28 protein-coding genes are annotated in these 26,272 nt (G+C 67.3%); 16 read left to right on the top strand and 12 right to left on the bottom strand.

All coding sequences use genetic code 11. The annotated features are described in order from the left end of the window. Positions 1-175 precede the first annotated feature (175 nt). The gene (locus AB0M24_RS46350) at positions 176-979 is read right to left on the bottom strand and encodes a (2Fe-2S)-binding protein (RefSeq protein ID WP_363781358.1); all 804 of its coding nucleotides are present in this window, start codon (positions 977-979) and stop codon (positions 176-178) included. A 317-nt stretch (positions 980-1,296) separates the two neighbouring features. On the opposite strand from AB0M24_RS46350, the gene AB0M24_RS46345 reads away from it, so the two are divergent. From AB0M24_RS46345 to AB0M24_RS46320, 6 genes are all read left to right on the top strand, one after another. Next, positions 1,297-3,858, top strand: coding sequence for an ATP-dependent Clp protease ATP-binding subunit (locus AB0M24_RS46345; RefSeq protein ID WP_363781355.1), 2,562 nt, complete (start codon positions 1,297-1,299; stop codon positions 3,856-3,858). 121 nt (positions 3,859-3,979) lie between these two features. Then, positions 3,980-4,513 carry a hypothetical protein gene (locus AB0M24_RS46340; protein ID WP_363781353.1) on the top strand — a complete coding sequence of 178 codons (534 nt, stop codon included), beginning with the start codon at positions 3,980-3,982 and terminating at the stop codon, positions 4,511-4,513. 176 nt (positions 4,514-4,689) lie between these two features. After that, the gene (locus tag AB0M24_RS46335; protein ID WP_363781366.1) at positions 4,690-5,298 is read left to right on the top strand and encodes a YbaB/EbfC family nucleoid-associated protein; all 609 of its coding nucleotides are present in this window, start codon (positions 4,690-4,692) and stop codon (positions 5,296-5,298) included. Continuing rightward, positions 5,295-5,609 (top strand): ESX-1 secretion-associated protein, encoded by a 315-nt coding sequence (locus AB0M24_RS46330; RefSeq protein ID WP_363781351.1) that lies wholly within the window; start codon positions 5,295-5,297, stop codon positions 5,607-5,609. The genes AB0M24_RS46335 and AB0M24_RS46330 overlap by 4 nt, the downstream gene beginning before the upstream one ends. Positions 5,610-5,614: 5 nt before the next feature. Next, positions 5,615-6,748: a hypothetical protein gene (locus tag AB0M24_RS46325; RefSeq protein WP_363781349.1), complete on the top strand. Its 1,134-nt coding sequence runs from the start codon at positions 5,615-5,617 to the stop codon at positions 6,746-6,748. A 2-nt stretch (positions 6,749-6,750) separates the two neighbouring features. After that, on the top strand, positions 6,751-7,536 hold the full coding sequence (locus tag AB0M24_RS46320) for a hypothetical protein (protein ID WP_363781347.1): 786 nt from the start codon (positions 6,751-6,753) through the stop codon (positions 7,534-7,536). Between the two features lies 1 nt (position 7,537). Here AB0M24_RS46320 and AB0M24_RS46315 read toward each other — a convergent pair whose 3' ends face one another. Further along, positions 7,538-8,164 carry a hypothetical protein gene (locus tag AB0M24_RS46315; protein WP_363781345.1) on the bottom strand — a complete coding sequence of 209 codons (627 nt, stop codon included), beginning with the start codon at positions 8,162-8,164 and terminating at the stop codon, positions 7,538-7,540. Positions 8,165-8,284: 120 nt separating this feature from the next. On the opposite strand from AB0M24_RS46315, the gene AB0M24_RS46310 reads away from it, so the two are divergent. Then, positions 8,285-9,259 (top strand): endonuclease/exonuclease/phosphatase family protein, encoded by a 975-nt coding sequence (locus AB0M24_RS46310; protein WP_363781343.1) that lies wholly within the window; start codon positions 8,285-8,287, stop codon positions 9,257-9,259. On the opposite strand, the gene AB0M24_RS46305 is transcribed toward AB0M24_RS46310, so the two are convergent. Genes AB0M24_RS46305 through AB0M24_RS46295 form a run of 3 tightly spaced genes read right to left on the bottom strand, consistent with a single transcriptional unit; the run spans position 9,231 to position 11,801 of the window. Further along, on the bottom strand, positions 9,231-10,025 hold the full coding sequence (locus AB0M24_RS46305) for a Sir2 family NAD-dependent protein deacetylase (protein ID WP_363781364.1): 795 nt from the start codon (positions 10,023-10,025) through the stop codon (positions 9,231-9,233). The two genes, AB0M24_RS46310 and AB0M24_RS46305, sit on opposite strands and share 29 nt — an antisense overlap. Further along, positions 10,025-10,336: an antibiotic biosynthesis monooxygenase gene (locus AB0M24_RS46300; RefSeq protein WP_363781341.1), complete on the bottom strand. Its 312-nt coding sequence runs from the start codon at positions 10,334-10,336 to the stop codon at positions 10,025-10,027. Before AB0M24_RS46300 ends, AB0M24_RS46305 begins: the two co-directional genes overlap by 1 nt. 10 nt (positions 10,337-10,346) lie before the next feature. Beyond that, on the bottom strand, positions 10,347-11,801 hold the full coding sequence (locus tag AB0M24_RS46295) for a M1 family metallopeptidase (RefSeq protein WP_363781339.1): 1,455 nt from the start codon (positions 11,799-11,801) through the stop codon (positions 10,347-10,349). On the opposite strand from AB0M24_RS46295, the gene AB0M24_RS46290 reads away from it, so the two are divergent. Then, positions 11,800-12,564 carry an alpha/beta hydrolase gene (locus AB0M24_RS46290; RefSeq protein WP_363781337.1) on the top strand — a complete coding sequence of 255 codons (765 nt, stop codon included), beginning with the start codon at positions 11,800-11,802 and terminating at the stop codon, positions 12,562-12,564. The two genes, AB0M24_RS46295 and AB0M24_RS46290, sit on opposite strands and share 2 nt — an antisense overlap. Here the strand turns inward: AB0M24_RS46290 and AB0M24_RS46285 are convergent. From AB0M24_RS46285 to AB0M24_RS46275, 3 genes are read right to left on the bottom strand one after another with little or no spacing between them, the layout of a single operon-like run. Continuing rightward, on the bottom strand, positions 12,513-13,022 hold the full coding sequence (locus tag AB0M24_RS46285) for a 2'-5' RNA ligase family protein (RefSeq protein WP_363781335.1): 510 nt from the start codon (positions 13,020-13,022) through the stop codon (positions 12,513-12,515). The two genes, AB0M24_RS46290 and AB0M24_RS46285, sit on opposite strands and share 52 nt — an antisense overlap. Before the next feature lies 1 nt (position 13,023). After that, positions 13,024-13,899: an A/G-specific adenine glycosylase gene (locus tag AB0M24_RS46280; protein WP_363781362.1), complete on the bottom strand. Its 876-nt coding sequence runs from the start codon at positions 13,897-13,899 to the stop codon at positions 13,024-13,026. A 19-nt stretch (positions 13,900-13,918) separates the two neighbouring features. After that, the gene (locus tag AB0M24_RS46275; protein ID WP_363781333.1) at positions 13,919-14,431 is read right to left on the bottom strand and encodes a carbonic anhydrase; all 513 of its coding nucleotides are present in this window, start codon (positions 14,429-14,431) and stop codon (positions 13,919-13,921) included. 153 nt (positions 14,432-14,584) lie between these two features. Here AB0M24_RS46275 and AB0M24_RS46270 point away from each other — a divergent pair, with 153 nt between their 5' ends. After that, a complete protein-coding gene (locus tag AB0M24_RS46270; protein WP_363781331.1) occupies positions 14,585-15,256 on the top strand; it encodes a hypothetical protein in 672 nt (223 codons plus the stop codon). Here the strand turns inward: AB0M24_RS46270 and AB0M24_RS46265 are convergent. Further along, entirely contained in the window at positions 15,253-16,356 is a 1,104-nt protein-coding gene (locus tag AB0M24_RS46265; RefSeq protein ID WP_363781329.1) for a LacI family DNA-binding transcriptional regulator, read from the bottom strand. The two genes, AB0M24_RS46270 and AB0M24_RS46265, sit on opposite strands and share 4 nt — an antisense overlap. Positions 16,357-16,490: 134 nt before the next feature. Next, a complete protein-coding gene (locus AB0M24_RS46260; protein WP_363781327.1) occupies positions 16,491-17,528 on the bottom strand; it encodes a LacI family DNA-binding transcriptional regulator in 1,038 nt (345 codons plus the stop codon). Between the two features lie 223 nt (positions 17,529-17,751). Between AB0M24_RS46260 and AB0M24_RS46255 the strand changes: the two genes are divergently transcribed. The 3 genes from AB0M24_RS46255 (at position 17,752) to AB0M24_RS46245 (ending at position 20,881) form a co-directional block, all read left to right on the top strand. Then, positions 17,752-19,008, top strand: a complete 1,257-nt coding sequence (locus AB0M24_RS46255) for an extracellular solute-binding protein (protein WP_363781325.1) — start codon at positions 17,752-17,754, stop codon at positions 19,006-19,008. 98 nt (positions 19,009-19,106) lie between these two features. Next, positions 19,107-19,985 carry a sugar ABC transporter permease gene (locus tag AB0M24_RS46250; protein ID WP_363781360.1) on the top strand — a complete coding sequence of 293 codons (879 nt, stop codon included), beginning with the start codon at positions 19,107-19,109 and terminating at the stop codon, positions 19,983-19,985. Beyond that, on the top strand, positions 19,985-20,881 hold the full coding sequence (locus tag AB0M24_RS46245; protein WP_363781323.1) for a carbohydrate ABC transporter permease: 897 nt from the start codon (positions 19,985-19,987) through the stop codon (positions 20,879-20,881). The genes AB0M24_RS46250 and AB0M24_RS46245 overlap by 1 nt, the downstream gene beginning before the upstream one ends. On the opposite strand, the gene AB0M24_RS46240 is transcribed toward AB0M24_RS46245, so the two are convergent. After that, positions 20,878-21,420, bottom strand: a complete 543-nt coding sequence (locus AB0M24_RS46240; protein WP_363781321.1) for a dihydrofolate reductase family protein — start codon at positions 21,418-21,420, stop codon at positions 20,878-20,880. The two genes, AB0M24_RS46245 and AB0M24_RS46240, sit on opposite strands and share 4 nt — an antisense overlap. A 66-nt stretch (positions 21,421-21,486) precedes the next feature. Continuing rightward, entirely contained in the window at positions 21,487-22,146 is a 660-nt protein-coding gene (locus tag AB0M24_RS46235) for a hypothetical protein (RefSeq protein ID WP_363781319.1), read from the bottom strand. 128 nt (positions 22,147-22,274) lie between these two features. Here AB0M24_RS46235 and ugpC point away from each other — a divergent pair, with 128 nt between their 5' ends. The 4 genes from ugpC to AB0M24_RS46215 all read left to right on the top strand — a co-directional run bounded on the left by ugpC (position 22,275) and on the right by AB0M24_RS46215 (position 25,988). Continuing rightward, positions 22,275-23,369 carry a sn-glycerol-3-phosphate ABC transporter ATP-binding protein UgpC gene (ugpC, locus tag AB0M24_RS46230; RefSeq protein WP_363781317.1) on the top strand — a complete coding sequence of 365 codons (1,095 nt, stop codon included), beginning with the start codon at positions 22,275-22,277 and terminating at the stop codon, positions 23,367-23,369. 98 nt (positions 23,370-23,467) lie between these two features. Next, positions 23,468-24,376: a zinc ABC transporter substrate-binding protein gene (locus AB0M24_RS46225; protein ID WP_363781315.1), complete on the top strand. Its 909-nt coding sequence runs from the start codon at positions 23,468-23,470 to the stop codon at positions 24,374-24,376. Further along, entirely contained in the window at positions 24,373-25,167 is a 795-nt protein-coding gene (locus tag AB0M24_RS46220) for a metal ABC transporter ATP-binding protein (RefSeq protein WP_363781313.1), read from the top strand. The genes AB0M24_RS46225 and AB0M24_RS46220 overlap by 4 nt, the downstream gene beginning before the upstream one ends. Next, positions 25,164-25,988, top strand: coding sequence for a metal ABC transporter permease (locus tag AB0M24_RS46215; RefSeq protein ID WP_363781311.1), 825 nt, complete (start codon positions 25,164-25,166; stop codon positions 25,986-25,988). Before AB0M24_RS46220 ends, AB0M24_RS46215 begins: the two co-directional genes overlap by 4 nt. Positions 25,989-26,272: the final 284 nt, after the last annotated feature.

Here is a 26,272-nt window from a genome sequence, read left to right as displayed (position 1 = left end):
GTCAGGTCAAGTCGACGAAAAGCGTGTCGACTTGACCTGACCCCTCAGACGCGGCCAACGATCAGGCACGACTCGTGACGGGGCCCGCCGGAGCGCACGGAAAAGCAAGCTCGCCTTCGGCGTCGCCTCAAGCAGCTCGCCTTCGGCATCGCCTTGCTCGGCTTCGCCTTCGCGCTTAAGAGCAGGTGCGCGGGCAGGCTGTGCAGGGTTCGGCTTCTGGGAGGACGTAGTGGAAGCAGCAGCTGTTTCGCTTGCGCTTCCAGCCCTCGTCCGAGAGGTGAAGGGTTGAGGCTGAGACGAAAGGCTCGAGTTTTTCGGGGAGGATCAGCGCCGCGTCCGTGACGCCGCCGGTTTCGTCGCCGGAGACTCGGCCCGCTGCCCAGGCGCCGTATTCGAGCATGTCGGTTGCTGCTGCCCAGAGGGTTCGGCGGCCGAAGCGGACCACCTGGCCGAAGGACGAGACGAATTGGGCGGCGTGGGCTGCGTAGCGGGCTCGGAGGAGTGCGGCCAGGGCTGCTTCGTTGGCTACCACGGTGGCTGCTGGGTGGTTTGAGGCCGGGTCGTCCGGGAGGCACGCGAACTCGTCGGAGAGCAAGGAGATGCCGTCCGGGTGGGGGCGGCCTGCGGTGTTGAGGCGGAAGGCGATGTCCGAAGGCTTCAGAGAAGGGACGCGGCGGGCCGTGTGGAAGAGGAGGCCTGCGAGGGTGCCTGGGACGTGCAGGTACCAGCCCATGATGTAGCCCGCTGTGGCTCGCTCGTCGGACTCGCCGTACTGGGCGGACATCCATTCGGCCAGGTCTTTGCGCCACAGGTCGAAGCGGGTCGGCTCGGACAGGAGGTCGGAGCAGATCGTCCAGTTCGAGGTGGGTGCGGGTGGCCCGAAGCGGATTGCCGAGGTGGCTTCCAGGCGGGCGATGGATTGGGCCAGAGGCGTGAGCGCACGCGGGTTCTGCTGTGAGACCCTCGCAGGTACGGTCAACGCGCAAGTCCAATCTTGATTGGAAGGCTTGCCTAACCTTACCCAAGATCGTGCTGCTGGCGCTCGTCGAGGTGGGCCCGGTCACAGGAGTATCGCTCAACGGTCGGTTGTTCGCGCTGAGCGGACATCGCCCGATCTGTGGAATCCGTTGCTCGCGACCTGCGTTGATGCTGGTGTCAGGGTTGCCCGGATTGCGCTGTGCGCTGATGGGAGCCACAGGCCTCGGGGACGCCCACTACAGTGGTGCCACGGTGCCGCGCTCACCAGGGTAGATCGGTGGAGCCGAGGACCGCCGACGCAGCAGTCAGGGAGTGCGAATGTTCGAAAGGTTCACCGACCGCGCGAGGCGGGTGGTTGTTCTTGCCCAAGAAGAGGCAAGGATGCTCAACCACAACTACATCGGCACCGAGCACATCCTCCTGGGTCTGATCCACGAGGGTGAAGGTGTCGCCGCCAAGGCGCTCGAGTCGTTGGGGATTGCGCTGGAGGGCGTCCGCCAGCAGGTCGAAGAGATCATCGGCCAGGGCCAGCAGGCTCCGAGTGGACACATCCCCTTCACCCCCCGTGCGAAGAAGGTCCTGGAGCTCTCGCTGCGCGAGGCGCTTCAGCTCGGCCACAACTACATCGGCACCGAGCACATCCTGCTCGGCCTCATTCGCGAGGGCGAGGGCGTTGCCGCGCAGGTCCTCGTGAAGCTGGGCGCCGATCTCAACCGCGTGCGGCAGCAGGTGCTGCAGCTGCTGTCCGGTTACTCGACGGAGAAGGGCGCGTCGGAGTCGACCGGTCGTGGCGAGGGCACCCCGTCGTCGTCTCTGGTGCTGGACCAGTTCGGGCGCAACCTCACTGCCTCGGCGCGTGAGGGCAAGCTCGACCCGGTGATCGGGCGCACCAAGGAGATCGAGCGGGTCATGCAGGTGCTGTCCCGCCGCACCAAGAACAACCCGGTCCTCATCGGCGAGCCCGGCGTCGGCAAGACGGCCGTCGTCGAGGGGCTGGCGCAGATGGTCGTCAAGGGCGAGGTGCCCGAGACGCTCAAGGACAAGCAGCTCTACACGCTCGACCTCGGCTCGCTGGTCGCGGGCTCGCGCTACCGCGGTGACTTCGAAGAGCGCCTGAAGAAGGTTCTCAAGGAGATCCGCACGCGCGGCGACATCATCCTGTTCATCGACGAGATCCACACGCTCGTCGGTGCGGGTGCCGCCGAGGGCGCGATCGACGCGGCCTCGATCCTGAAGCCGATGCTCGCCCGCGGTGAGCTGCAGACGATCGGTGCCACCACGCTCGACGAGTACCGCAAGCACGTCGAGAAGGACCCTGCGCTGGAGCGCCGCTTCCAGCCGATCCAGGTGGGCGAGCCGTCGCTCGAGCACACCATCGAGATCCTCAAGGGTCTGCGCGACCGGTACGAGGCGCACCACCGCGTCTCGATCACCGACTCCGCGCTCGTCGCCGCCGCCACGCTGGCCGACCGGTACATCAACGACCGGTTCCTGCCGGACAAGGCGATCGACCTCATCGACGAGGCGGGCGCCCGCATGCGCATCCGCCGGATGACGGCGCCGCCGGACCTGCGCGAGTTCGACGAGAAGATCGCGGACGTGCGTCGCGACAAGGAGTCCGCGATCGACGCGCAGGACTTCGAGCGCGCCGCCAAGCTGCGTGACGCGGAGAAGCAGCTCCTGGGCCAGAAGGCCGAGCGGGAGAAGCAGTGGAAGGACGGTGACCTGGACGTCGTCGCGGAGGTCGACGACGAGCAGATCGCCGAGGTCCTCGCCAACTGGACCGGCATCCCGGTGTTCAAGCTCACCGAGGAGGAGACCTCGCGTCTGCTCCGCATGGAGGACGAGCTGCACAAGCGGATCATCGGCCAGGTCGACGCGGTCAAGGCCGTGTCGCAGGCGATCCGCCGCACCCGCGCCGGTCTGAAGGACCCGAAGCGTCCGTCGGGCTCGTTCATCTTCGCCGGCCCGTCCGGTGTCGGTAAGACCGAGCTCTCGAAGGCTTTGGCGAACTTCCTGTTCGGCGAAGACGACGCGCTCATCCAGATCGACATGGGCGAGTTCCACGACCGGTACACCGCGTCGCGGCTCTTCGGTGCCCCTCCCGGTTACGTCGGCTACGAAGAGGGCGGCCAGCTCACCGAGAAGGTGCGCCGCAAGCCGTTCTCCGTCGTGCTCTTCGACGAGATCGAGAAGGCCCACCAGGAGGTCTACAACACGCTGCTCCAGGTGCTGGAGGACGGCCGCCTGACCGACGGTCAGGGCCGGACGGTGGACTTCAAGAACACCGTCATCATCTTCACGTCGAACCTGGGCACGTCGGACATCAGCAAGGCCGTCGGCCTCGGCTTCACCTCGGGTCAGGACACCGCGTCCAACTACGAGCGCATGAAGAACAAGGTCAACGACGAGCTGAAGAAGCACTTCCGCCCCGAGTTCCTCAACCGCATCGACGACATCATCGTCTTCCACCAGCTGACTCAGGACGAGATCATCAAGATGGTGGACCTGATGATCGCCCGCGTCGAGGCCCAGTTGAAGAACAAGGACATGGCCATCGAGCTGACCGACAGGGCCAAGGCCCTGCTGGCCAAGCGCGGCTTCGACCCGGTGCTGGGCGCCCGCCCGCTGCGCAGGACGATCCAGCGCGAGATCGAGGACACCCTGTCGGAGAAGATCCTGTTCGGCGAGATCCAGCCGGGCCAGATCATCATCACCGACGTCGAGGGCTGGGACGGCGTGTCCGACGACCACGACAAGGCGAAGTTCGTCTTCCGCGGCGAGGCCAAGCCGAACCGCGTCCCGGACGCCCCGCCCGTCGACCTGGCAGCCCCCGCGGCCGCCGAGCCGCAGGACGCTCCGGCGACCGAGACCGAGTGATCTAGCTCAGTTTCACGAGAACGGCCCCCAGGCTTCCTGGGGGCCGTTCTCGTCTTCCCCGTTCAACAATCTCCGTGCGCGGCGACTTGATGGTGTGAGACTTCTTCACCGGAGGAGGGCCGTGGACTTCTTGCTGATCTTGCTGCAGCCACACGTCGTGGTCGTCATCGCGCTCGCCGTGGTGTTCATCGCACTGCGGCCGCAGTTCCGCGCTGATGCCCGCAAGAAGGCGGTGGCCGAGCAGTCCCCAGCCCTGAACGAGTTGGCCGCGCACCTCGGCGGTGACCTGTCCGGCCCAGGCGAGGCAGCCGCGTGGTCACCTCGCCTCCAGCGCTCGAAGCCGGAAGCCGAACTGTCGCTCACCTTCCCCCGCGGGCCGTGGCACGTCCGCGTGACCGAGGCCTGCAACCCGACACCGAGGCTCTCCAACAACCTCGTGGAGCACGAGCACTGGATCGAGGTCGCGACGACGCCCCTTCCGACGCGCGAGCTCAAGTTCGAGTTCTTCGATCTGTCCTTCGAGGACGGATTCGTGCACACGAAGTGCCAGGGCCAGATCCGGCCTGACGAGCTGGTGTTCCTGGTCGACATGATCGTCGAGACGCTCGACCGGATGCCCGGTGTCGAACCACGCGACCCCACCGCGGTCCTTTGAGGATCGGGTCACTTCACTGCGTTGTTTTGCCCGTTTCGCCGCGAACCTGAAACTCGTCCTGCCACTATGGCTGCCGCTCGCGTGATCTTGCCCGAGCGGAGTCCCTGCAGGAGGTTTCAGTGCCGTCGGCGGCGTTCGAGCAGCTGGTCGCTCAGTTCGAGCGGTTCCAGTCCCAGATGCAGCGCGTTGACCAGCAGTTTGCCAACGTCGGCGAGATGCAGCAACAGCTGACCGAGCTGGAAGCGGTGGCCACCTCGGCCGACCGTGCCGTGACGGTGGTCGCGGGCCCGTCCGGCAGCATCAAGGCCATCCGCCTCACCGACCTCGCCATGCGCAGACCGCCACACGCCCTGGCCGCCGAGCTGATGTCGACCCTCCAGCAAGCCGTGGCCGAAGCCGCACGCCGCCAGGCAGGCATCGTGGAGGGTGCGATCGGCGACGACATGAAGCTCTCCGACCAGGTCCTGGAAACCCAGTCGCAGCTCTTCGGAATGTCCAAAGAGGACCTACGCGCGGCCCGCTCGGAGGAGTCCGCACCCCAGCAGCCCGTGGCCCCGGTGCGCCCGCCGATGCCGCCCGCACCACCGATGCCGCAGCCCGGTGCCCAGGCCCGGCCGCCCGCACCGCCCCGTCGCCCTGCGCCCGAGCCGCAGGACGACTTCTCCGACCAGAACATCATGCGCGGCAACGCGTGGAACGACAGGGCGCCCCAACCGCCGCCCGCCGCCCCGTCCAAACAGGACGGCAAGTTCCTCAACCTCTACGACGACGAGGACGGCCGATGAGCGGGTTCAGCGTCAACCCGGAGGAGCTCGAGGAGTTCGCGGGCAAGCTCGACGGCCACCGCACCACGGCGAGCGCCATCAAAGGCCTCGTCGACAAGGCGGACGTGTCCGACAAGTCGTGGGGCGTGGTCGGCCTGTTCGTCTTCGACAACTACAAGTCACTGCTGAGCGACCTCAAGGACACGTTCCAGGCCATGGAAGAGGGCCTGCAGTCCGGTGCGGACAAGTTCCGCGACACCGCGCAGGGCTACTCCGACCAGGAAGCGGCGCTGAAGACGATTCTCGACGGCATTCAGGTCGACAGGGGGTAGATGTCGTGGCAGAGGAAGAGATCAGCGCTGGTGGCGTCGACATCAAGGTCGGCGAGAAGACCACCGGGGAGAAGGCCGTCGAGGCGATCCCGATCTACGGCAACTTCGTCAAGGCGAAGGACGCTATGGGCGACGCCGGCCAGACCGGTGGCGCCTCGGCTCTGTCGTCCGAAGGGAGTGCGCTGATCAGCGGGCTGACCGAAGCCGGGCAGGGCCTCGCGATGGACCCGCTCGGCTGGCTCGTCGGGCAGGGGCTCAACTTCCTGATCAGCGTGGTGCAGCCGCTCGAGGACGCGATCCACTTCGTCAGTGGTGACGGTCCCGCGTTGCAGCAGGCAGGCGAGAACTTCGGCGCGATCGCGGCGGGAATCGCCGAGTTGCGCACCACGTTCGAGGACGACCTGGGGAGCACCGTCCAGACCTGGGGCGGCAGCGCTTCCGAGGCTGCGGGAACGAAGCTCGGGGAGTTCGCCCACGGCATCGACGGCGTCGCTGCTCAGGCTGGTGAGCTGGCAGAACTGCTGATGATGTCGTCGATGATCATGCAGGTGATCGAGGACGTCATCAAGGCGATCCTCACCGAGCTGATCACCTGGCTGATCATGATCTGGATTCCGGCACTGGCCGCCGCAGTGCCGAGTTGTGGTGCCTCGACGGCCGCGGCCGGCGCCGCGACGGGTGTCCGTGTGGCCACCACGGCCGGTCGGGTGTCGCGCATCGTCGCGAAGCTGCGTCAGCTGCTGACCAAGATCATGGACTTCCTGCGGAACCTCGCGAGCAAGGCCAAGAACCTCGGCACCGGCTTCAAGAAGGCCATGGCGGACAAGAAGGCCGGTGTCGTGGACGCGGACAAGCGGCTGAACAAGATCATGGACGAGAACGGCAAGTGGTCACGGGAGTTCTTGACCGCTTCGCCGAAGGACAAGCTGAACAGCTCCGAGGGCATGGTCGGGCAACGCGTCAAGCAGGGCTTCTGGAGGTCGATGGGTGACGCGGCCGGCAACGAGGCGGCGGCTCAGCTCAACCCCCAGCACGAGAAGGGCCTTCGCAACACGTCCATCCAGGAGAAGTCCGACGAGTACGGCCAGACCGGCACCGACTACTCGAAACAGCGCATCGAAGGGTATCTGGACATCTGATCATGGAGCCCTACAAGTGGAAACTCCTGTTGTTGCTGCTGGGCCTGGCTCTGTTGTTCGCGCCGCTGTGGTGGTGGTCGTGGCGCAAGAACCGGCAGGAAGTGCTTGAGCACGAGGACGCGCTGGCGGCGTTCGCGAACGAGGCCGGCGGGACGGTGTCGGATGCCAGCGGTGACGTGCTGCCCTGGTCGGCTGGCCTCGCCTCGCCGTTCCTGGGTGAGCACGACGGCCTGATGGGGTTGGTCAGCAGCGCGGGCGGGCCGCAGTTCGACTACGCGCTCGAGTTCGTGCGCAACGGCTGGCGCATCCGCGTGTGTGAGGCGTCGGTGGAAGTGCGTACCGCAACCACCTCGGGCAACACAGTCACGCACCACGAGCACCGGATCGAGGTGCTCACGTCGGACCTGGTTCCGCTGAAGATCGTTGTCGGCGGCGGCGCCGGACGCGGGCTCCTCGCCAAGTGGGCAGCCGAACCGACTCGGGCTGTCGAAGGTCGGGAACGGCCGCTGTGGATGGAGTTGCGACTGCCTGAACTGAGCGGCCATCTCACCTACACCAGCGACCTGCCCGCGGCGGGCGCCGTGGTGAACGGACAGGTTGTCGCGTGGTTGCAGGATCACGCACGCAGGGAGCTGATTCGGCAACTCGGCTTCGAGGCTGGGATCGTCTACACGACGGCTCACGGCCAGATCGACGTGGAAACCATGCTGCACAGGGTTGACGAACTCCTCGACCTGCTCGGCAGGATGCCCGGCGTGAGGCCCAGGCACCCCGCCGCGGCGGTCTGACTCAGCGTGGTGTGACGGCGTAGCCCGCCAGCACGATCTCCTCCAGATCCGGGTCGTCGTCCTCGATCACACCCTCGTAGTTGAAGCCGAACAACGAGCGCAGCGCCGCCTCCGCCAGGTCGAGCGGGTGGAAGCGGAACGGGTAGTCCGCGTCGACCTCTTCGAGGAACTCCGGATCGCCCGCCAGGTACTTCTCCTCGAACGGCAGCGGCGTGCCGATGTCGGAGATCACGCCGCTTTCGGGGGAGAGGCTGAACGCGCGGCGCACCGAGCCGTCCGGCGACCAGATCGCGTAGGCGAAGAAGTCGACGACGCTGTGCATCGCGTGTAGGTACAGGGTGCGGCCGGCGGCTTCGCGGAGGAAGCGCGGGTCCAGTTCGGTCGGGGCGTCGTTGGCCGCGTCGTAGGTGCAGACGATCGAGAGGCCCGGGAAGACCGCGGCGTAGACCTCGCCCCTCGGCGGGTTGGCGACGTCCAGGCAGCCGTCGGCGATCGGGCGGATGTCGTGCGTTGGGTAGAGGCGCGCGACGAGGGCCGAAGTGGCCTCGCGGTCGATCTGCGGTGACGACCGTAGGACCTTGCTGACGTCGTCGGATGCGTACATCAGCATCCAGTCTTTGGCACCCATGGGGTCAGCATGGCGGACGGGTCTGACAATTTCGGAAGGCAACGGGGCGGCGGTGCCGTCCGTCCTTCAAGAGTGGGGACCACACCGGAGACTGACGAGCACTCGGCGACACTGCACGACGTGGTTGTCACCGAGGTGAAGCCGCCCAGAAGCGGGTTCGCCACGTTTCTGCTGGTCGTGTGCGCGATGGCGTTCGTCACGGCGGCGCTGGTCAGGGTGCTCGGCATCGACGGCACGCGGTACATGATCGCCACGACCTCGCTGATTCCGTACATCACGGTCGCGGGGTTGCTCATCGGGCTGTTCGCGCTCTTGCGCAAGAGGTGGGTTGTCGGGCTGACGATGACCCTGGTCGCGATTGTGCTGGTGGCGAACGTGGCGCCGCGGGCATTTCCGGACTCGCGGCCCAACGGGGTGGGGCAGCAGGTCACGGTGATGACCGCGAACCTGCTCGTGGGCATGGCGGACGCCGACGCGATCGTGCGTGAGGTCAAGGCGCGCAAGGTCGACATCCTGGCCATGCAGGAGCTGAGCCCGGAGATGGTGCGCGATCTCGAACGGGCCGGGCTCGACCAGGTACTGCCGAGCCGGGTGTTCCTGCCCGAGCCGGGCGGGTCGGGCAGCGGCATCGCGTCGAAGTACCCGCTCACGCGCAGGGATCTGACGCCGCCGGGGACGTTGCAGCAGGCCGGGGCGCTGGTCGATCTGCCGGGCAAGGACATCGAGGTCGTCTCGGTGCACCCGTTGCCGCCGGTCGTCACCGAAGGACCCGAGGCGTGGCAGCGCGAGCTGGCCGGGTTGCCGAGTCCGGACTCCACCGGCGCGATCCGGGTGCTGGCGGGCGACTTCAACGCCACGCTCGACCACGTCGGCATGACGCGGCTGCTCAACAAGGGCTACGTGGACGCCGCTGACCAGGTCGGCAAGGGGCTGATCCACACCTGGCCGAGCAACAGCGGCATCTGGCCGCCGCCGGTCACCATCGACCACGTGCTGGTGGACCCGCGTTGCCCGGTCGACACGGTGGACGTGTTCGACGTGCCCGGCAGCGATCACCGGGCCGTCGTCACGCAGTTCGTCGTGCCAAAGTTCTGAGCGCTTCCAGGGCTCCGACGGGCAACGACACGCCCCGGCCGTGGCGCACCTCTGGCTCGCGGACGTTGATGCGGATCAGCGAGCCGTTGGACGCCGACGCGAGCTCGGCCTGACGGCGCACGGTCGGCACCGCGGTTCCGGCGCCGATCTCGATCACGACCAGGTTCGGCACCGAACGCCGCCAGGACGTCAAGGAGTCGAGCTGCGCCTGGCTGCGGTGCGGCACCCAGCCCCAGTCGCCGAACATCAGGATGTTGGGCCTGGCCAGGCCGCCGCACGACGGACACGACGGCAGGTCGCCCACCGCACGCATCGAAACCGGATCGACGGTGACGTCGAACGAGCACTCCCAGATCTCGTCGGTGCACGGTTCCACGCACTGGGCGTGGTGGATCGACCCGTGGACCTCGGCGACGTCGGTGAACCCCGCCTTCTGGAACTGGCCGTCCACATTGGACGTGAAGACGCGCGCGCCCCACGAGCGCAAGATCTCGAAACCCTCGTGCGGCACGGTCGAGCGGTAGAGCCCGAGCCGGTGGCCGTAGAAACCCCACGCCAGCGGGGGATCGTCGGCGAAGTGCACCGGGTCTGCGATCTCCTCGAACTTCAGCCCGAGGCGCTCGTACGGCGGATACGCCCGCCAGAAACCCTCGGTGCCGCGGAAGTCCGGCAGACCCGAGTCGACCCCCATGCCGGCACCGGCGCAGACGAGCACCGCGTCCGCGCCGGTGATCAGCTCGGAGGCTCTGTCGTAAGCCTCGTCGATCACTGCTTCGGCTTGCTCCCGAGCACGACCTCGAACTCCAGCAGGTCGGCGCCGGACGACACCGGACGAGCGCGCTCACCGGAGTGCGCGGCCTGACCCGCCTGACCGTCGCGCCACGCGACGAACGCCTCGTCGGTCTCCCAGTGCGTCACGACGAAGTAGCGGTCCTCGCCCGCGACCGGGCGCAGGAGCTCGAAGCCGAGGAAGCCGGGCTGGTCGTCGACCGCGCCGAGGCGGGCGGCGAAGCGCTTCTCCAGCTCGGGGCCGTTGCCCTCGGGGACCTTGATCGCATTGATCTTCACGACTGCCATGCCATCGACTCTAGCGGCGCACACCGACAGGCAGCAGGTACTGATCGTCCGGAATGCCGGAAGAGCGGAACCAGGCCTGGAAGAACCCGGTGAGATCCTGTCCGGACGCCTTCTTGAAGTGGTCCTCGAACTCCGGCCACGACGCGTTGCCGTTGCGGTGCGAAGAAGTCCACGACTGCAGCGCCTTGAAGAACACGTCGTCCCCGACCTGCTTGCGCAGCGCGTGCATCCCCATGAGGCCCTTGTCGTAGACGCCCCTGAACTCGTTGCCCTTGCCCATGTCGTAGAGCTTCGGCGCCCAGAACGACGACCGGCCCCGCAGCTCCTCGATCCGGCCGCGATACCGCTCGTCGAGGTTCGTGCCCTGCTTCTCCAGCCACAGCCACTGCGCGTAGGACGCCAAGCACTCGTTCAGGCAGATGTCCGCCCAGCTCGAGATAGACACCGAGTCGCCGAACCACATGTGGGCGTTCTCGTGCACGACGGTCTCCAGGTCCGCCCACGCGGCGTAGATCGGCCGGGTCTGGGTCTCCAGCGAGAAGCCGATCTTGTCCGCCACCCAGATGCTGCCGGCCGCGCGCTGCGGGTACGGGCCGAACTTCGTCTCCAGGTACGCCAGGATCTCCGGCAGCTGTGCCTGGATCGGCTTCTTCTCGGCGGACATGCCGGGGGCGTAGGCGTCCAGCACGGGCGTCCCGCTCGCGAGCTTGGAACGCACGACCTCGAACTTGTCGATCGCCAAAGTGGCCACGTAGGTCGCGAGCGGCGTCTCCTCCGACCAGTTGAACGTGGTCCAGCCGCCATCGCGCGTCACCGGGCCCTCAAGACCGTTCGACACCGCCGTCCAGCCATCGGGCACGCGGGCCGCGAGCTTGAACGCCGCCTTGTCCTTCGGGTGGTCGTTGGCCGGGAACCACGACGTCGCGGAGTGGGGCTGACCTGCGGCGAAAGCACCGCCGGTCGACGAGATCTGCCAGCCGCTGCGGCCCAGCGAGGCGTCCTCCACGGTCTTCGGCTCACCGCCATAGGTGACGACCGCGGTGAACGGCTTGCCCTTCGCCAACGGAGCAGACGGCGTGATCACCAGCTCGTGGTCGCCCTCCTGCACGAACTTCGCGGCCTGCCCACCGACCTTGACGTCGCTGACCTTCAGCCCCTCCAGGTCGAGGTTGAACCGCGACAGGTCGTCCGTGGCGTTGGCGGTCACCGAAGCGACCCCCTGCAGCTGCTTCGACGACGGGTCGTACGTGATCGCCAGGTCGTACAGCGTCACGTCGTAGCCGCTGTTGCCGTCCGTCGGGTAGTACGCGTCGCCCGCGCCCGCACCGGCCTCCACGGCGGCCTGCGGTGACGTCTCCTTGCGCTGCTGCTGCACCGGGTCGTTGCTCGGCGTGCGGAACACGACCAGCAGACCGGCGACGAGCACGAGCAACACCAGGGCGATCAGGTACGGGCGGGCCTTCATGCGTTTAATCATCCCTGTGTCGGTGGTGGAGTTCGGCGGAACGGGTCAAGGCGTGCTGCTCCTGCACGGCCTGATGAGCAGGGCCACCGCGTGGTGGCCCGTCGCGCAGTGGCTCAAGCCGTTCGGCCGTGTCGTCGGCATCGACCAACGCGGGCACGGCCGCAACCCGCAGCGGGGACCGTTCCGCACCGAGGACTTCGTCGCCGACGCCGCTGCCGCCATCGAGCAACTCGATCTCGGGCCCGCTGTGGTGATCGGGCACTCCATGGGCGGGCTGCACGCGTGGTGTCTCGCGGCGACCCGTCCTGACCTGGTGCGCGCGATTGTCGTTGAGGACTTCGCGCCGGACAACCGCGGCAGAACAGTTGACGAGTGGAAGTGGCTCTTCGACGCGTGGCCGGTGCCGTTCCTGTCGCTCACGCATGTGACCACGTACTTCGGCGATCCGGTGTTCGCCGAGTACTTCGAGGAGCGCGAGGACGGCTGGCACCTGATCGCGGAGATGGACGACCTGTACGAGATCGCCGGCCATTGGGGCACGCGGGCGTACTGGGACCTCATCGACGAAGTCCGCTGCCCGTCGCTGGTCATCGAGGCGGGCAAAGGCGGCCAGCTGCCGAACCAGATGGAAGAGGCCGCGCGCAGGTCCAAGGGCCAGTACCTGCACGTTCCGGAGGCGGGCCACGTCGTGCACGCGACCGCGCCGTGGGTCTACCGCGGGGCCGTCGAAGCCTTCTTGAGCACGTCGATCTCGCCGGTCTGAGTGTCGACGATCGACACCTCGCGGACCTTCGCGCGGATCGGCTCGACCGGGAAGACCTTCGCGAACGCGGCCTTCATCGCGTCGTCGTCCACTCCGTGGAGCAGCGTGCAGTGCGGTACCCAGCTGCCTGGTAGGTAGTAGGCGCTCGGGTTCTTGACCTTGCTCGCGAGCACGTCGTGGATCGCCGAGTGGACGGCCAGCAGTTCGGCGTCGACCACCGCTGCGAGCATCAGCACGTTCTCGACCGTGGAGAACGTGCTGATGGTGTGCAGCCACAGGTCCGGCATCCACAGCCGGTCGAGGTCTTCTCGCAGCTCCTTGCGGACCTTGGGGCCGATGGTGCCCGCGATGGCGTACGTGAGGTGTGGCGGGTAGTCGTACTGAGCATCGACCGCCTGCCACAGGTCACGGACCTTCTTGTCCGCTTCGTCGTCGAAGAACGCCACCAGCGCGTGCATGTCAGTGCTCCCCGGGCAGAGCGAACAGGCCGTCCCGCGTCTGCTCGACCAAACCGTCGTCGAGCAGCGAGACCAGGCACTTCTCTCGTTGCGTGATGTCGTTCCAGACGATGTCGAGCTGCGCCTTGGGCACCGGGCCGGGTGCGCCGCGCAGCACGTCCAGCAGCTTGCCGCGCACCTGGCGGTCGGTGCCGGCGAACTTCTGGATCTTCTTCTCCGGCCCCGCGTAGGCGGGACGACCGGCGAGCTGCCACGCGCACACGTCGAACAACGGGCAGTCGGCGCACTTCTGGTTCTTGGCCGTGCAGATCAACGCGCCGAGCTCCATCAACGCCGCCGAGAACACCGCGGCGTCGTCAACGGACTCGGGCAGGATCGCCTCGACGTCGCGGAGATCGCGCTTGGTCGACGGCGGACCGGCATCGCCGGCGCCGTGCACAGCGCGCGCAACGACCCGTCGGACGTTCGTGTCGACGACGGCGCACTTCTGCCCGTACGCGAACGTGGCCACCGCACGGGCCGTGTAGCTGCCGATGCCCGGCAACGACTCCAGCGTCTCGACGTCCGACGGCACGACATCGCCGTGGTCGCGGGCAATGGCCGTGGCGGCCTCGTGCAACCGCAGAGCGCGCCGCGGGTAGCCGAGCTTGCCCCACATCCGCAGCACTTCACCCTGCGACGACGCGGCCATCGCCGACGGCACCGGCCACTTCGCGAGCCACTCGTGCCAGATCGGTTCGACACGGGAGACGGGCGTCTGCTGCAGCATGATCTCGCTGACCAGCACGCCCCAAGCGGTGCACGAAGGACGCCGCCACGGCAGGTCGCGCGCGGCGGTGTCCCACCAGCCCAACAACAACTCGTGATTCATCGCCAGTCATTCTGGCGCAAGCGAATCAGGCAGCCGCAGTGCCCACCGCGTCGACCTCGCGGAGCTCGCCCGTGTGCACGTCGTAGACGAAGCCGCGGATCTTGTCCGTGTGCGGGATGAACGGGCTGCGGCGCAGGCGGGCCATCGAGCCGCGCACGCTCTGCTCGACCACCTTGAACGCCTCGACGGCCCAGGTCGGGCGCAGACCGGTGTCGGCCTCCAGCTCGTCCTTGAAGTCGTCCTCGGTCACCATCTCGAGGCCGCAGTTCGTGTGGTGCACGAGCAGGACCTCGCGCGTGCCGAGCTTGCGCTGGCTCAGCGCCAAGGACCGGATCGCGTCGTCGGTGACGACACCTCCGGCGTTGCGCAGCACGTGCGCCTCACCCTGCTTCAACCCGAAGATCTCGAACACCCGGATGCGCGAATCCATGCAGGTGAGGATCGCCACCTGCAGGGACGGCTTGGCGGACGAACGGTCTCCGGGAACCACGTTCCCGAGCTCGTAGTTCCGCTTGAGCAGTTCGTCGATCGCGGTCATGACACCCTCCATGGCCTACCGGCGGACTTCGCGACATCGATTGGAACCGGGTTAGCGCCCGTTCACAAGGGGTTTCCGGTCAATGTCACGTTCAACCGATCGAGCGATGCTCGCCTACCGCTCGATTCCACCTGGTCCAGCTACGTTCGGGCCGTGATCGAGCCCACAGGACCGCTGCCGTCCTCGGTGTACTGGCGCCGCCGCATCGCCGCGATCGGCGCAGCGCTCGTCACACTCCTGCTGCTGATCTGGATCGTCGGACTGTTCAGCTCCCACGACGAGGAGACGGCACTGCCGACCAACGCGGCCGCCGCGTCGTCCTCGAACCCGCCGCCGAGCATGTCCTCCGAGGCAGCAGCCTCGTCCTCCTCGACGACTCCGCCGCCCTCGCCGACGCAGACCACGCCGCCGCCCCCGCCTCCCGGGCCGCCGCAGCCGTGCCCCGACGACGTGATCAGCGTGACCGCGAAGGCCAACAAGCCCTTCTACACCATCGGTGACCAGCCGGAACTGTCGATGGACGTGGCCAACACCGGCCAGGCGCCGTGCATCAGGGACATCGGCCGCCAGCACCGCGAGCTCACCGTGATGAGCGCGGACGGCGCGACGCTGCTGTGGTCGAGCAACCACTGCCTGGCGACGGCGGGTTCCGAGGTGCGCGTGATGCAGCCGAAGGAAGTCTTCAACTACGGCACGAAGTGGGCCGGTTCCACCTCGAAGCCGGGGTGCGGTGCGCACACCCGGCTCGGGCCCGGCGACTACCTGCTGGTGGCGAAGCTGGCCGGAAAGGCCAGCTCACCCGTTGTCTTCCGGCTCGAGTACTAGGGACCGAACCAGCGCTCTTCTGCTCCACCACGCGGGGCAGCGGACGTCTTGCCGACGATCAGCTCCGTCGCGAGGTTGACCGACCGCGGCCGCGACCGCTCGTTCGCGTCGAGCAGCAGCTTGCCCGCCGCCCGGCCCTTCTCCAGCACCGGCTGACGCACCGTGGTGAGCCCGGCCTCCTCGCCGGCACGGATGCCGTCGAACCCGGTCACCGTGATGTCGTGCGGCACGCGCAGGCCACGCCGGGCGGCCTCGGTCAGCGCACCCAGCGCCAGCACGTCGGAGGTGCAGATCAACGCGGTGATCTGCGGGTCGCGGTCCAGCACCTGGGCGGCACCGGACGCGCCGGAGGCCATGTTGTGGTCGAAGCGCTCGACCACGGGCACCTGGGACCAGTCGACGCCCGCCTCGCTGAACGCCTCGGCCAGGCCGGACAGGCGGTTGCGCTGCACGTGGAAGTGCGCGGCGTGCTGACGGTCGGGCGTCACGAAGCCGTCGTTGCGGTCACGCGCTAGACGCATGCACACGACGCCGATGCGACGGTGGCCCAAACCGATGAGGTGCTTCGCGAGCTCGTACATGGCGCCGCGGTCGTCGATGCCGACCCGGTCGACCGTGCCGAGGTCGGGCTGGTCGCACACGACCGTGGGAACGGGGCGCTCCAGCACCGCGGCGAGGTGCGGGTCGTCGTCCGGCACCGAGTAGACGACGAAGCCGTCGACGCCGGCGCGGTGGACGGACGCGACGTCCTCGCGCTCGGGGTTCGCGGGTACCAGCAACAGGCCCGTGCCGGCGTCCTCGCACGCCAGCGCCAGTCCCTCCAGGAACCCGATCGCGGCGGGGTCGCGGAACGCGTAGGAGAGGTTCTCGGTGAGCAACAGGCCCACCGCACCGGCCTTGCGCGTGCGCAACGAGCGCGCCACAGGATCCGGGCCGGGGTAACCCAGCCTTCGGGCCGTGTCCAACACCCGCCGCCTCAGCTCCGGGGAGAGCTGGTCGGGACGGTTGTAGGCGTTGGACACCGTTGTCCGGGAAACACCCAGCTCAGCGGCCAGAGAGGCCAACGTCGCCGGGCGTCGCACATGCATCGACCGCGCCATGAAAGGACCGTAACGGTTCAGAACCAATTCGTGAAGCGAGGGTGACCTGTGTCCCTCAAATGACGCATCAGGCCTGGTTGACCCATCTGCCTTGTTCAGAAGATGGTCCAGACCAATATAGGCCATTGGGCATCTCACTTCGGAGGCGCAGACGATTCCCTCACGACGAGCCGCGGCCGGAAGACGCGGGTGTAGTTGTCGGTGCCCTGCCTGCGGCGATCCGGATCCAGGCGCAGCACGAGCTCGTCGATCGCGGCCGCCGCCATCTCCTCGATCGGCTGGGCGAGCGTGGTCAAAGCGGGCGACGAATAGGCAGCCAATGGGATGTCGTCGAACCCGACGACCGAGAGCTCGTCCGGTACCGAGATCCCCCGTTGGTGTGCCTCGCGCATGACGCCGAGCGCCATGTGGTCCGACGAGCAGATCACCGCGGTCGGCTTGACCGTGTCGAGCAGCTGTCCCACCGCGATGCCGCCGCCTTCCGGGCTGAACTGCCCGTGCGCGACGTACTCCGAGCCTGCCGGCAGATGGTTCTCCTCAAGAGCAGCGGCCCAGCCGGCGCGCTTCAGGCGAGACGGCAGCGACCGCGCCGGACCCGACACGAAGCCGATCCGTTCGTGGCCGAGCTCGATCAGGTGCTTGGTGGCCATGTAGCCCGCGAGCTGCTCGTCCACCGTCACGTCGGGCACGTCCAGCGCGGGCGTGGCACCGTTCAGGAAGACCATGTGGACGCCGTCCGCGACGAGCTTCGCGTAGTAGCTCGGCCGGGGCGCCTGACCGAGCGGCACCTCGACGTTGGTGATCTCCGGTGACACGAACACCATGCCCTCGACCCCGCGGGCCAGGAGCATCCGGACGTACTCCTCCTCGCCCATCGGCGCGCCGCTGCGGGTGTTGCACAGCAGCGACGAGTAGCCGAGGCGGGCGGCGCGCGTCTCCAGTGCTTCGGCGAACGCGGGGAAGACCGGGTTCGAGAGCTCCGGCACGAGCAGGCCGATCACGCCGGTGCGTTGCAGGGCGCCCAGTCCGCGCGGGGTGTACGGCATCTCCGCGAGGACCGACAGCACCCGCTGCCGGGTCTCCTCGTTCACACCCGCTCGCCTGTTGAGGACTCGGCTCACGGTCGAGATGGACACCCCGGCTGCCCTGGCGATCTCGGACAGTCCGGACACGTTGCCTCCCTGGTCACGCTCGGTTCGGGGCAAGCTTGCCGCGCTCAGAAAAATTTTGCAACGAGCGTTTGCAAGACAGTGCCGTTACGGCTTGGTTACGGTCGACGTCTTGACCTGACCATGGTTCTGGTAGTGAAATCGCCCGCAACATTCTCGCAAAACCTTGCAAGACCCCTCATCTCACTGGGAGATGAGGACCCAGCTGGAGGGAACGGCAGCAACGATGCGACGGACAACCCTCGTGACCGCCATGGCGACGGGTGTCGCCCTCGTGCTCACCGCCTGCGGAGGCGGTGGATCGAGCAGCAGCGGATCCGACTCGGGCGAAGTGACGTTCTGGGACACCAGTGGCCCCAACGAAGGCCCCGTGTTCAAGAAGATCGCTGAGGACTGCGCCACCAAGGGCGGTTACAAGGTCAAGGTCGAGACGCAGGCGTTCGACGGCGCGCTCAACAACTACAAGACCGCCGCTCAGGGCGGTCAGGGCCCCGACGTCTTCCGCTCCGAGGTCGCGTGGGTGCCGCAGCTCGCGAAGCTGAGCTACGTCGCCGACCTGTCGGACACCGACCTCGCGAAGGACACGTCCGACTTCCTGGAGGCCCCGCTCGGCTCCACGAAGTACGAGGGCAAGACCTACGCCGTGCCGCAGGTCACCGACTCGCTCGCGTTGCTGTACAACAAGAAGAAGCTCGCCGACGCCGGTGTCGAGCCGCCGAAGACGTGGGACGAGCTCAAGGCCGCTGCCGCCAAGCTGGGTGGCGAGAAGACGTTCTTCCTCAACAACGACGCGTACTACGCGCTGCCGTTCATCTACGGCGAGGGCGGCGACCTGGTCGACGCGTCCGCCAAGAAGATCGTCGTCAACTCCGCGGCCAACGTGAAGGCGCTGGAGACCGCGAAGGGTCTGCTCGACTCGAAGGCCGCGACGACCGCGCTGGACGCGACCAACTCGTACTCCAACATGCAGGCCGCGTTCTCGTCCGGTGAGGCGGCCATGGTCATCAACGGTCCGTGGGCCGTCGCCGACTACCTCAAGGGCGCCGCGTTCAGCGACAAGGCGAACCTCGGCATCGCGCCGGTTCCCGGCCCGGCCGCGGGCAAGGGCAGCGCGCCGGTCGGTGGCCACGACTACGTGATCCGCCAGGGCACCAAGGCGAAGGCGTCGTCGATCAAGTTCATCACCTGCATGGCGTCGGTCGAGTCGCAGGCCACCATCGCCAAGGAGCTGGGCCTGCTGCCGACCCGCAAGTCGGCCTACTCCAACGCCGACGTCAAGGCCAACGCCGTCGTCGCCGCGTTCGAGCCGGTCACCAAGGTCGCGCACGAACGTCCGTGGATCCCGGAGGGCGGCGAGCTGTTCGACCCGCTGAAGATCGGCTACGCGGACTTCCTGGCCGGCAAGAAGGACGCCAAGACCGCTCTTGACGACGTCGCGAAGGCGTACAAGGAGAAGGTCGTCACCGAGTACTCGATCGGCTGATCGTGTTGAGCGGCCGGGGTTCGCGAGAGCCCCGGCCGTTCGCCGGAAGGGGAGTCTCGGTGCGTCGGTTCCTGGACAGGTACTGGTACGCGTATGCGATGGTGCTGCCGGTCGTGGTGGTCATCGCGGTGTTGGTGCTCTACCCGCTCGCCCAGGGCGTGTTCTTCACCTTCACGAACATCAACGAGGGCAACATCGCCAACCCGATCCTCGATCGGCCGGCGACGTTCGACGTGGTGGGCTTCAAGAACTACCTCAACGTGCTGTCCGGCGGCGAGTCGTTCGGCGCGTTCTGGGGCACTTTGGTCCGCACGCTGATCTGGACCTTCGCGTGCGTGTTCTTCCACTACACCATCGGTCTCGGCCTCGCGATGCTGCTCAACCGCCAGGTGCGTGGCCGCTCGCTCTACCGCGTGATGCTGATCCTGCCGTGGGCCGTGCCCGCGTTCATCAGCGCGTTTGCGTGGAAGTACATGTTCAACGCGCAGTACGGGATCATCAACCAGCTGCTGCGTTCGCTGGGTCTGCCGGACCCGGTGTGGCTCGGCCAGTCGAACTGGGCGCTGGTCTCAGTGATCATCGTGAACACGTGGCTCGGCGTGCCGTTCATGATGGTGGCGCTTCTCGGTGGCCTGCAGTCGATTCCGGGTGACCTCTACGAGGCGGCCGAGATGGACGGCGCCACCCCGTGGCAGCGCTTCCGGCACGTCACGTTGCCCGGCCTGCGTTCCGTGTCGTCGACCGTGGTCCTGCTGGGCATCATCTGGACGTTCAACATGTTCCCGGTGATCTACCTGATCGCCGGCCCGAACCCGAACGCCCGGATCCTGGTCACCTACGCGTTCGAGAGGTTCTTCTCGGGAGCGTCCCGCGACTACGCCATCGCGTCGACCTACGGCGTGCTGATCCTTTCGGTGTTGTTGGTGTTCGCCACGGTGTACCGGCGGGCGCTGCGCAAGCAGGGCGAGGTGTGGTGATGACGCTCGATGCTTCGTCTCTCCAGGTGGTTGCCGCTTCCGGTCAGCGGCTGCGGCGGGCTGACCGCTCTCGCGGCGCCTCGATCGCCCTGCACGCCACGCTGATCGTCGCCTCGATCATCGCGGTGTTCCCGGTCTTCTGGGTGTTCATCACCTCGCTGAAGCCGGACGCGCGCGCGGTCGAACCGACCCCGAAGCTGTTCAACGAGTCCTCTTTGGACAACTACACCCGCGTGCTGTCCGGCGAGAAGGGCGACTTCCTCGCGTGGTTCGGCAACTCCGTGGTGATCGCGCTGATGACGACCGTGATCGGCGTCTTCATCTCGGCCACGGCGGGCTACGCGGCGTCGCGCTTCCGGTTCCCCGGCAAGCGGTCGTTGATGATGTCGTTCCTGCTGGTGCAGATGTTCCCGTTCGCGGTGCTGATCGTGCCGCTGTACAACATCCTGATCGCTCTCGGTCTGAACGGGACGTCGATCGGGCTCGTGCTGGTCTACTGCACGACCGCGGTGCCGTTCTGCACCTACATGTTGAAGGGCTACTTCGACACCGTGCCAGCGGACATCGACGAAGCCGGTCGTGTCGACGGGCTGTCGCCGTTCGGCGTGTTCTGGCGGCTGATTCTTCCTTTGGCCAAGCCAGGTCTCGCGGTGACGTCGTTCTACGCGTTCCTGACGGCCTGGGGCGAGGTGGCGTTCGCGTCCGCCTTCCTGTCCGCCGCGGACGAGTCGAAGACGCTGGCCGTCGGGCTGCAGGTGTTCGTGCAGCAGAACCGCACCGAGTGGGGGCACCTCGCGGCCGCGTCCATCCTGGTCGCGATTCCGGCGATCGTCGTGTTCTACCTGGTGCAGCGGTTCCTGGTGACGGGCCTCGCGTCCGGCGCCGTGAAGGGTTAGGCCGTCTCCTGCACCGGCCGGTACCGCACGTCCACCTCCGAGTGGGGGTCGTCGGTGTCGAGCCGGTGCAGGTGAATCGGCTTCCCGCCGGGGTTGTCGAAGAACCTGAGGCCGTTGCCGAGCAGCACGGGTGCGATGTGCAGGGCGATCTCGTCGACGAGCCCGCGTTCCAGCAGCTGCCGGCCGATTGTCGGCGAGAGCACCACCAGGTCCTTGCCGTCGGCGGCTTCGAGGCCGATCCGGACCGCTTCTTCCACGTCACAGGTCAGGAACGTGACGCCTTCCGCCTGCGGTGCGTCCTCGGGGTGGTGGGTCAGGACGAAGAGCTTGCCGACGAACTGGCCGCTGTACGCCGCGGCCGGGTCCGGGTAGGCCTCCCAACCCTTTCTGCCGCCGAGGATCGCGCCCGTGCTGTCCTCGTAGGACTGGGCGAGGTCGGAGCCCGCGGTCGTGTGGGCCAGCCAGTCCATGCCGTCGTCCGCGTCGGCCACGAAGCCGTCCAACGACATCGAGAAGTGCAGTCGCACCTTGCCGCTCATGGTCTCCTCCTGAGTCTTGTGCAGGGGTAGACCGCGGCTGTGCGCGGAACTCATCGGTCGTGGCCTTCAGCCGATCGGGTACCCGGTTGCGGCGACGCCGTCGGCGACGACGGCCAGAGTGGTGGCGGGGTTGAGCGCGGTCACGACGTCTGCGGTCAGCGGCCGCCCGGCGTAGACGTGCCGCACCGCGTCGAGGTCGACCTGGATTTCGTAGTAGTCCTCGGCCCACCCCCGGAACGCCTCGGGCGTGCGGTCGGTCAGCAGGGCGAACAGCCAGTCGGCTCCGTCCTGGTCGTCGTCGGGGAAGTCGATCTCTCCGTGCCGCCAGGCGGTGTCGCTGTGCTCGCGCCACAGGCACACCGTGACGTTCGGCCTGCCGTCATCGGAGAACGCCGGTTCCTCCACGCACTCCCGGAACACGTCGGGCACGGTGTCGAGCACGCCGGGCCACGGTTCTTCGTCGTCGGTGGCGTACGGGCTCATCGGCGACTCGTGGTCGAAGCCGCGCACGTACGCCCCCGCGGCCGTGAACACGACGGAGTACTCGTTGCCCGAGCCGTCGTACATGGACGCCAGCTCCTCGCCGGACGCCCAGGTGGTGCTGTAGCCGTGGTACCGGTGCTCGCTGTCGGGGCACAGCACGACGTTCAGCGCGGCCAGTGCACGGCACAGCGCGCGGAGTTCCGGGATGGCCGGCAGCCGGCGGGCGACGTCGTATGCGGTCACACCGCCATCCAAGCGCAAACGTAAGCGCTTACGTTGTCGTGCACCGAAACGTAAGCGCTTACGTCTGTTCCCGTAAGCGCTTGCAATGCCTAACGTCGCGCCCAGACAAGCGGTGAAAGGTGCGTCACATGGCAGAGGTGTCCTACGTCAAGGCATCGCGCGTGTTCTCCGGCAACCCGCCGGTCCGCGCGGTCGACGAGCTCTCCCTCGAGGTGAGCGACGGCGAGTTCCTGGTGCTGGTCGGTCCGTCCGGTTCCGGCAAGTCGACCGCGCTGCGCATGCTCGCGGGCCTCGAGGACGTCGACGAGGGCGCCATCCACATCGGTGGCAAGGACGTCACCAACGTGCCGCCGAAGGGCCGGGACATCGCCATGGTGTTCCAGTCGTACGCGCTCTACCCGCACATGACGGTCGCGGAGAACATGGGCTTCGCGCTCAAGCTGCGCGGCGTGAGCAAGACCGAGATCAAGGCGAAGGTCGAAGAGGCCGCCAAGATGCTCGACCTCACCAAGTACCTGGAGCGCAAGCCGAAGGCGCTGTCCGGTGGTCAGCGTCAGCGTGTCGCGATGGGTCGCGCCATCGTGCGCGAGCCGTCCGTGTTCCTCATGGACGAGCCGCTGTCCAACCTGGACGCCAAGCTGCGCGTCGAGACGCGTGCGAACATCGCCGCTCTCCAGCAGCGCCTCGGCACCACCACGATCTACGTCACGCACGACCAGGTCGAGGCCATGACGATGGGCCACCGGGTCGCCGTGCTCAAGGACGGTCTGCTGCAGCAGTGCGACACGCCTCGCGCGCTGTACGACCGCCCGGCCAACGCGTTCGTCGCGGGCTTCATCGGCTCGCCGGCCATGAACCTCAAGACCGTGCCGATCACGGCCGAGGGCGCGAAGCTCGACGGCATCATCGTGCCGCTGTCCCGTGCCGCGCTCGACGCCGCCGGTGGCCTGGACGAGGTCACCTTCGGCATCCGGCCCGAGGCGCTCGCGCTCGTGCCGTCCGGTGACGAGGGCATGGACATGACCGTCGAGCTGGTCGAGGAGCTCGGTGCCGACGCGCTCGTGCACGGTGCTGTGAAGATCGGCGAGAGCTCGCAGCGCTTCGTCGTCCGCGTCGACGGCCGCACGCCGCCGACCCTGGGTCAGAACGTCAAGGTCGCGGTTCGCGACCACAGCGAGATTCACCTGTTCCACCCCGAGTCGGGCGACCGTCTCGAGGCGTGAGTCACACGAAGAAGCCCCCGGCGTGACCGTCGGGGGCTTTTTCGTGCTCTAAACTGAACTCGACAACGGTTTCCATTACCTGATCGAGGGACGGCGTGATGACTCTCCGCAACGCTCTGATCGGCTCGCTTGCGGTCGTGAGCCTGGCCGCCTGTGGCACGTCCACGCCGTCCGCGGACAGCGGCAAGATCCAGGTCGTCACCTCCACGAACGTGTGGGGCAGCGTCATCAAGGCCGTCGGCGGCGACGCGGTCGAGGTCAAGGCGCTGCTGGACGACCCGTCAGCCGACCCGCACTCGTACGAGAGCAAGCCCGCGGACGCCGCGCTGATCAAGGACGCCAAGCTCGTCGTCTTCAACGGCGGCGGCTACGACGACTTCTTCCCCAAGCTGATCACCACGGAGGGTCAGAAGAAGATCGAGGCGTTCCCTCTGCGGGACGACCACGCGACGCCCGCGTCAGGTGAGCCGGCTGGGGAGCACAAGCACGAAGAGAACGAGCACGTTTGGTACGACCTGCACACCGTGCGCGCGGTGGCCGAGGCGGCCGCAAACGAGCTGGGTGCGCTCGCGCCGGACAAGAAGACGCAGTTCGAGAGCAACACCGCGGACTTCAGCGCGAAGCTCGAGGAGCTGGAGAAGAAGGTCGACGGCATCGGCAAGGGCAAGAAGGTCGTCGCGACCGAGCCCATCGCCCACTACCTGCTCGACGAGACCGGTGCCGAGGACGTAACGCCCGAGGCGTTCAGCAAGGCGATCGAGGAGGAGTCGGACGTGCCGGCCGCCGCGCTCGCCGAGACGAACCAGCTGGTCGAGGGCAAGAAGATCAACGTGCTGGTCGACAACACGCAGACCGAGAACCAGGTCACCAAGGGCATCGTCGAGAAGGCCAAGTCGGCGGGCATTCCGGTCGTCGCGGTCACCGAGACGTTGCCGGAGGGTGTGACCGGCTACCTTGACTGGATGAGCAAGCAGGTGGACGCGCTTTCGCAGGCGCTCAAGGCATGAGCGCGATCTCGCTGCGCGGGGCACGCCTGTCGTACGGCGACAGGGTGTTGTGGGACGGGCTCGACCTCGACGTCGAGCCCGGTGAGTTCCTCGCGGTCCTCGGGCCGAACGGGTCCGGCAAGACCAGCCTGATGAGGGTGCTGTTGGGGTTGCAGCAGCTGTCGTCCGGCACGGTCGAGGTCGCGGGCGGAAATCACGCCATCGGGTACATCCCGCAGCAGCGAGCGCTGGAGCAGTCCATGACGTTGCGGGGCCGGGACCTGGTCGGTCTCGGCCTCGACGGCTACCGGTGGGGCCTCGGGCTGCGCAACCGCCGCGAGCGCCGCGTCCGGGTCGACGAGGCCATCGCCGCCGTTGGTGCCCAGCGGTACGCCGACGCGCCGTTGGGCCTGTTGTCCGGCGGCGAGCAGCAACGGTTGCGCGTCGCGCAGGCACTCGTGGGCGACCCGCGGGTGATGCTCTGCGACGAGCCGTTGCTGTCGTTGGACCTCGCGAACCAGCGGGTGGTCTCCGAACTGATCGACAAGCGCCGCCGGGAGTCCGACACCGCGGTGCTGTTCGTAACGCACGAGCTCAACCCGGTGCTGCCGTTGGTGGACCGGGTGCTGTACCTGGTGGGCGGGCGGTTCCGGGTGGGCAAGCCGGACGAGGTGATGAACTCGGCGACGCTGTCCGAGCTGTACCGGACACCGGTCGAGGTCGTGCGGGTGCGCGACCAGATCCTGGTGGTCGGCGCGGGCGCGTGCGAAGAGCAGACGCACCACCTGGCTTCCACGGAGGCGGCGTCGTGAGCTTCCTCGATCTGCTCGAACTGGACTTCGTGCAGACCGCGTTGATCGCGGCTGCAGTGCTCGGGCTCGTTGCCGGCGTGCTCGGGCCGCTCGTGGTGACCCGCAAGATGGCGTTCGCGGTGCACGGGACTTCCGAGCTCGCGTTCACCGGTGGTGCTGCGGCGTTGTTGCTCGGGGTCAGCGTTGGGTACGGCGCGTTGGCCGGGTCGATCATCGCCGCGGTGCTTTTGGGTGTGTTGTCGCGGCGGGAGAGCGACCGGGACTCGGTGATCGGCGCGATTCTGGCGTTCGGGCTCGGCATGGGGATTCTCATGCTGTCGCTCTACAAAGGACGGTCGAAGAACAAGTTCGGGTTGCTGACGGGGCAGATCGTGGGTGTGGATTCGACCGATCTGCAGCTGTTGGTGGTCTCGTCTGTTGCTGTGCTTGTGGTGCTGGCGTTCATCTATCGGCCGTTGTTCTTCTCCTCTGTTGACCCTGATGTGGCTGTGTCTCGCGGGGTTCCGGTGCGGGGGCTGTCGATCGTGTTCGCGGTGCTTGTTGGTGTGGCTACTGCGTTGTCGGTCCAGGTTGTCGGGGCGTTGTTGGTGCTGGCGTTGATGATCACGCCGGCTGCTGCTGCTATGCGGCTCACGGCTTCGCCGTTGCGTGCGACTGTGTTGTCGGTTGTTTTTGCTGAGGTTGCGGCTGTTGGGGGGATTTTGCTGTCGCTGCAGCCTGGGTTGCCGGTTTCTGCTCTGGTTACTGCGGTCAGTTTTGTGATCTACCTGGTTTGTCGTGGGGTTGGGGCTGTTCGGGGGTCCTTCGCGCGGGTTGCGTAGGTCGTCCCCCGGTTGGGCTGGCGGGTGCCTGTTCCGTGTCCGTAGGTGGGCGCGTGCCGTGCTTCCGTTCCGGTTGCGTTCTGGGAGCTCTGCCCCAGACCCCGCCAATCTGATCAAAGACCCACCAGCGCCGCTCTCGGGTTGATGGCACGCCTGTTGCTTTGGGCGGCTGCCTGTTGCTTAGTTTGGTTGCGTTGGTGGGGTGGGTCCCGTCACGAGTCGCGTCCGAGCGAGCCACACCAGAGGGGTTGGGTCAAGTCGACGAAAAGCGTGTCGACTTGACC

Origin of the sequence: Lentzea sp. NPDC051838 (assembly GCF_040681245.1) — a bacterium.
Lineage (GTDB): Bacteria > Actinomycetota > Actinomycetes > Mycobacteriales > Pseudonocardiaceae > Lentzea.
Note: the sequence above shows the minus strand (reverse complement) of the source record. Positions and strands in the feature narration are given on the sequence as shown.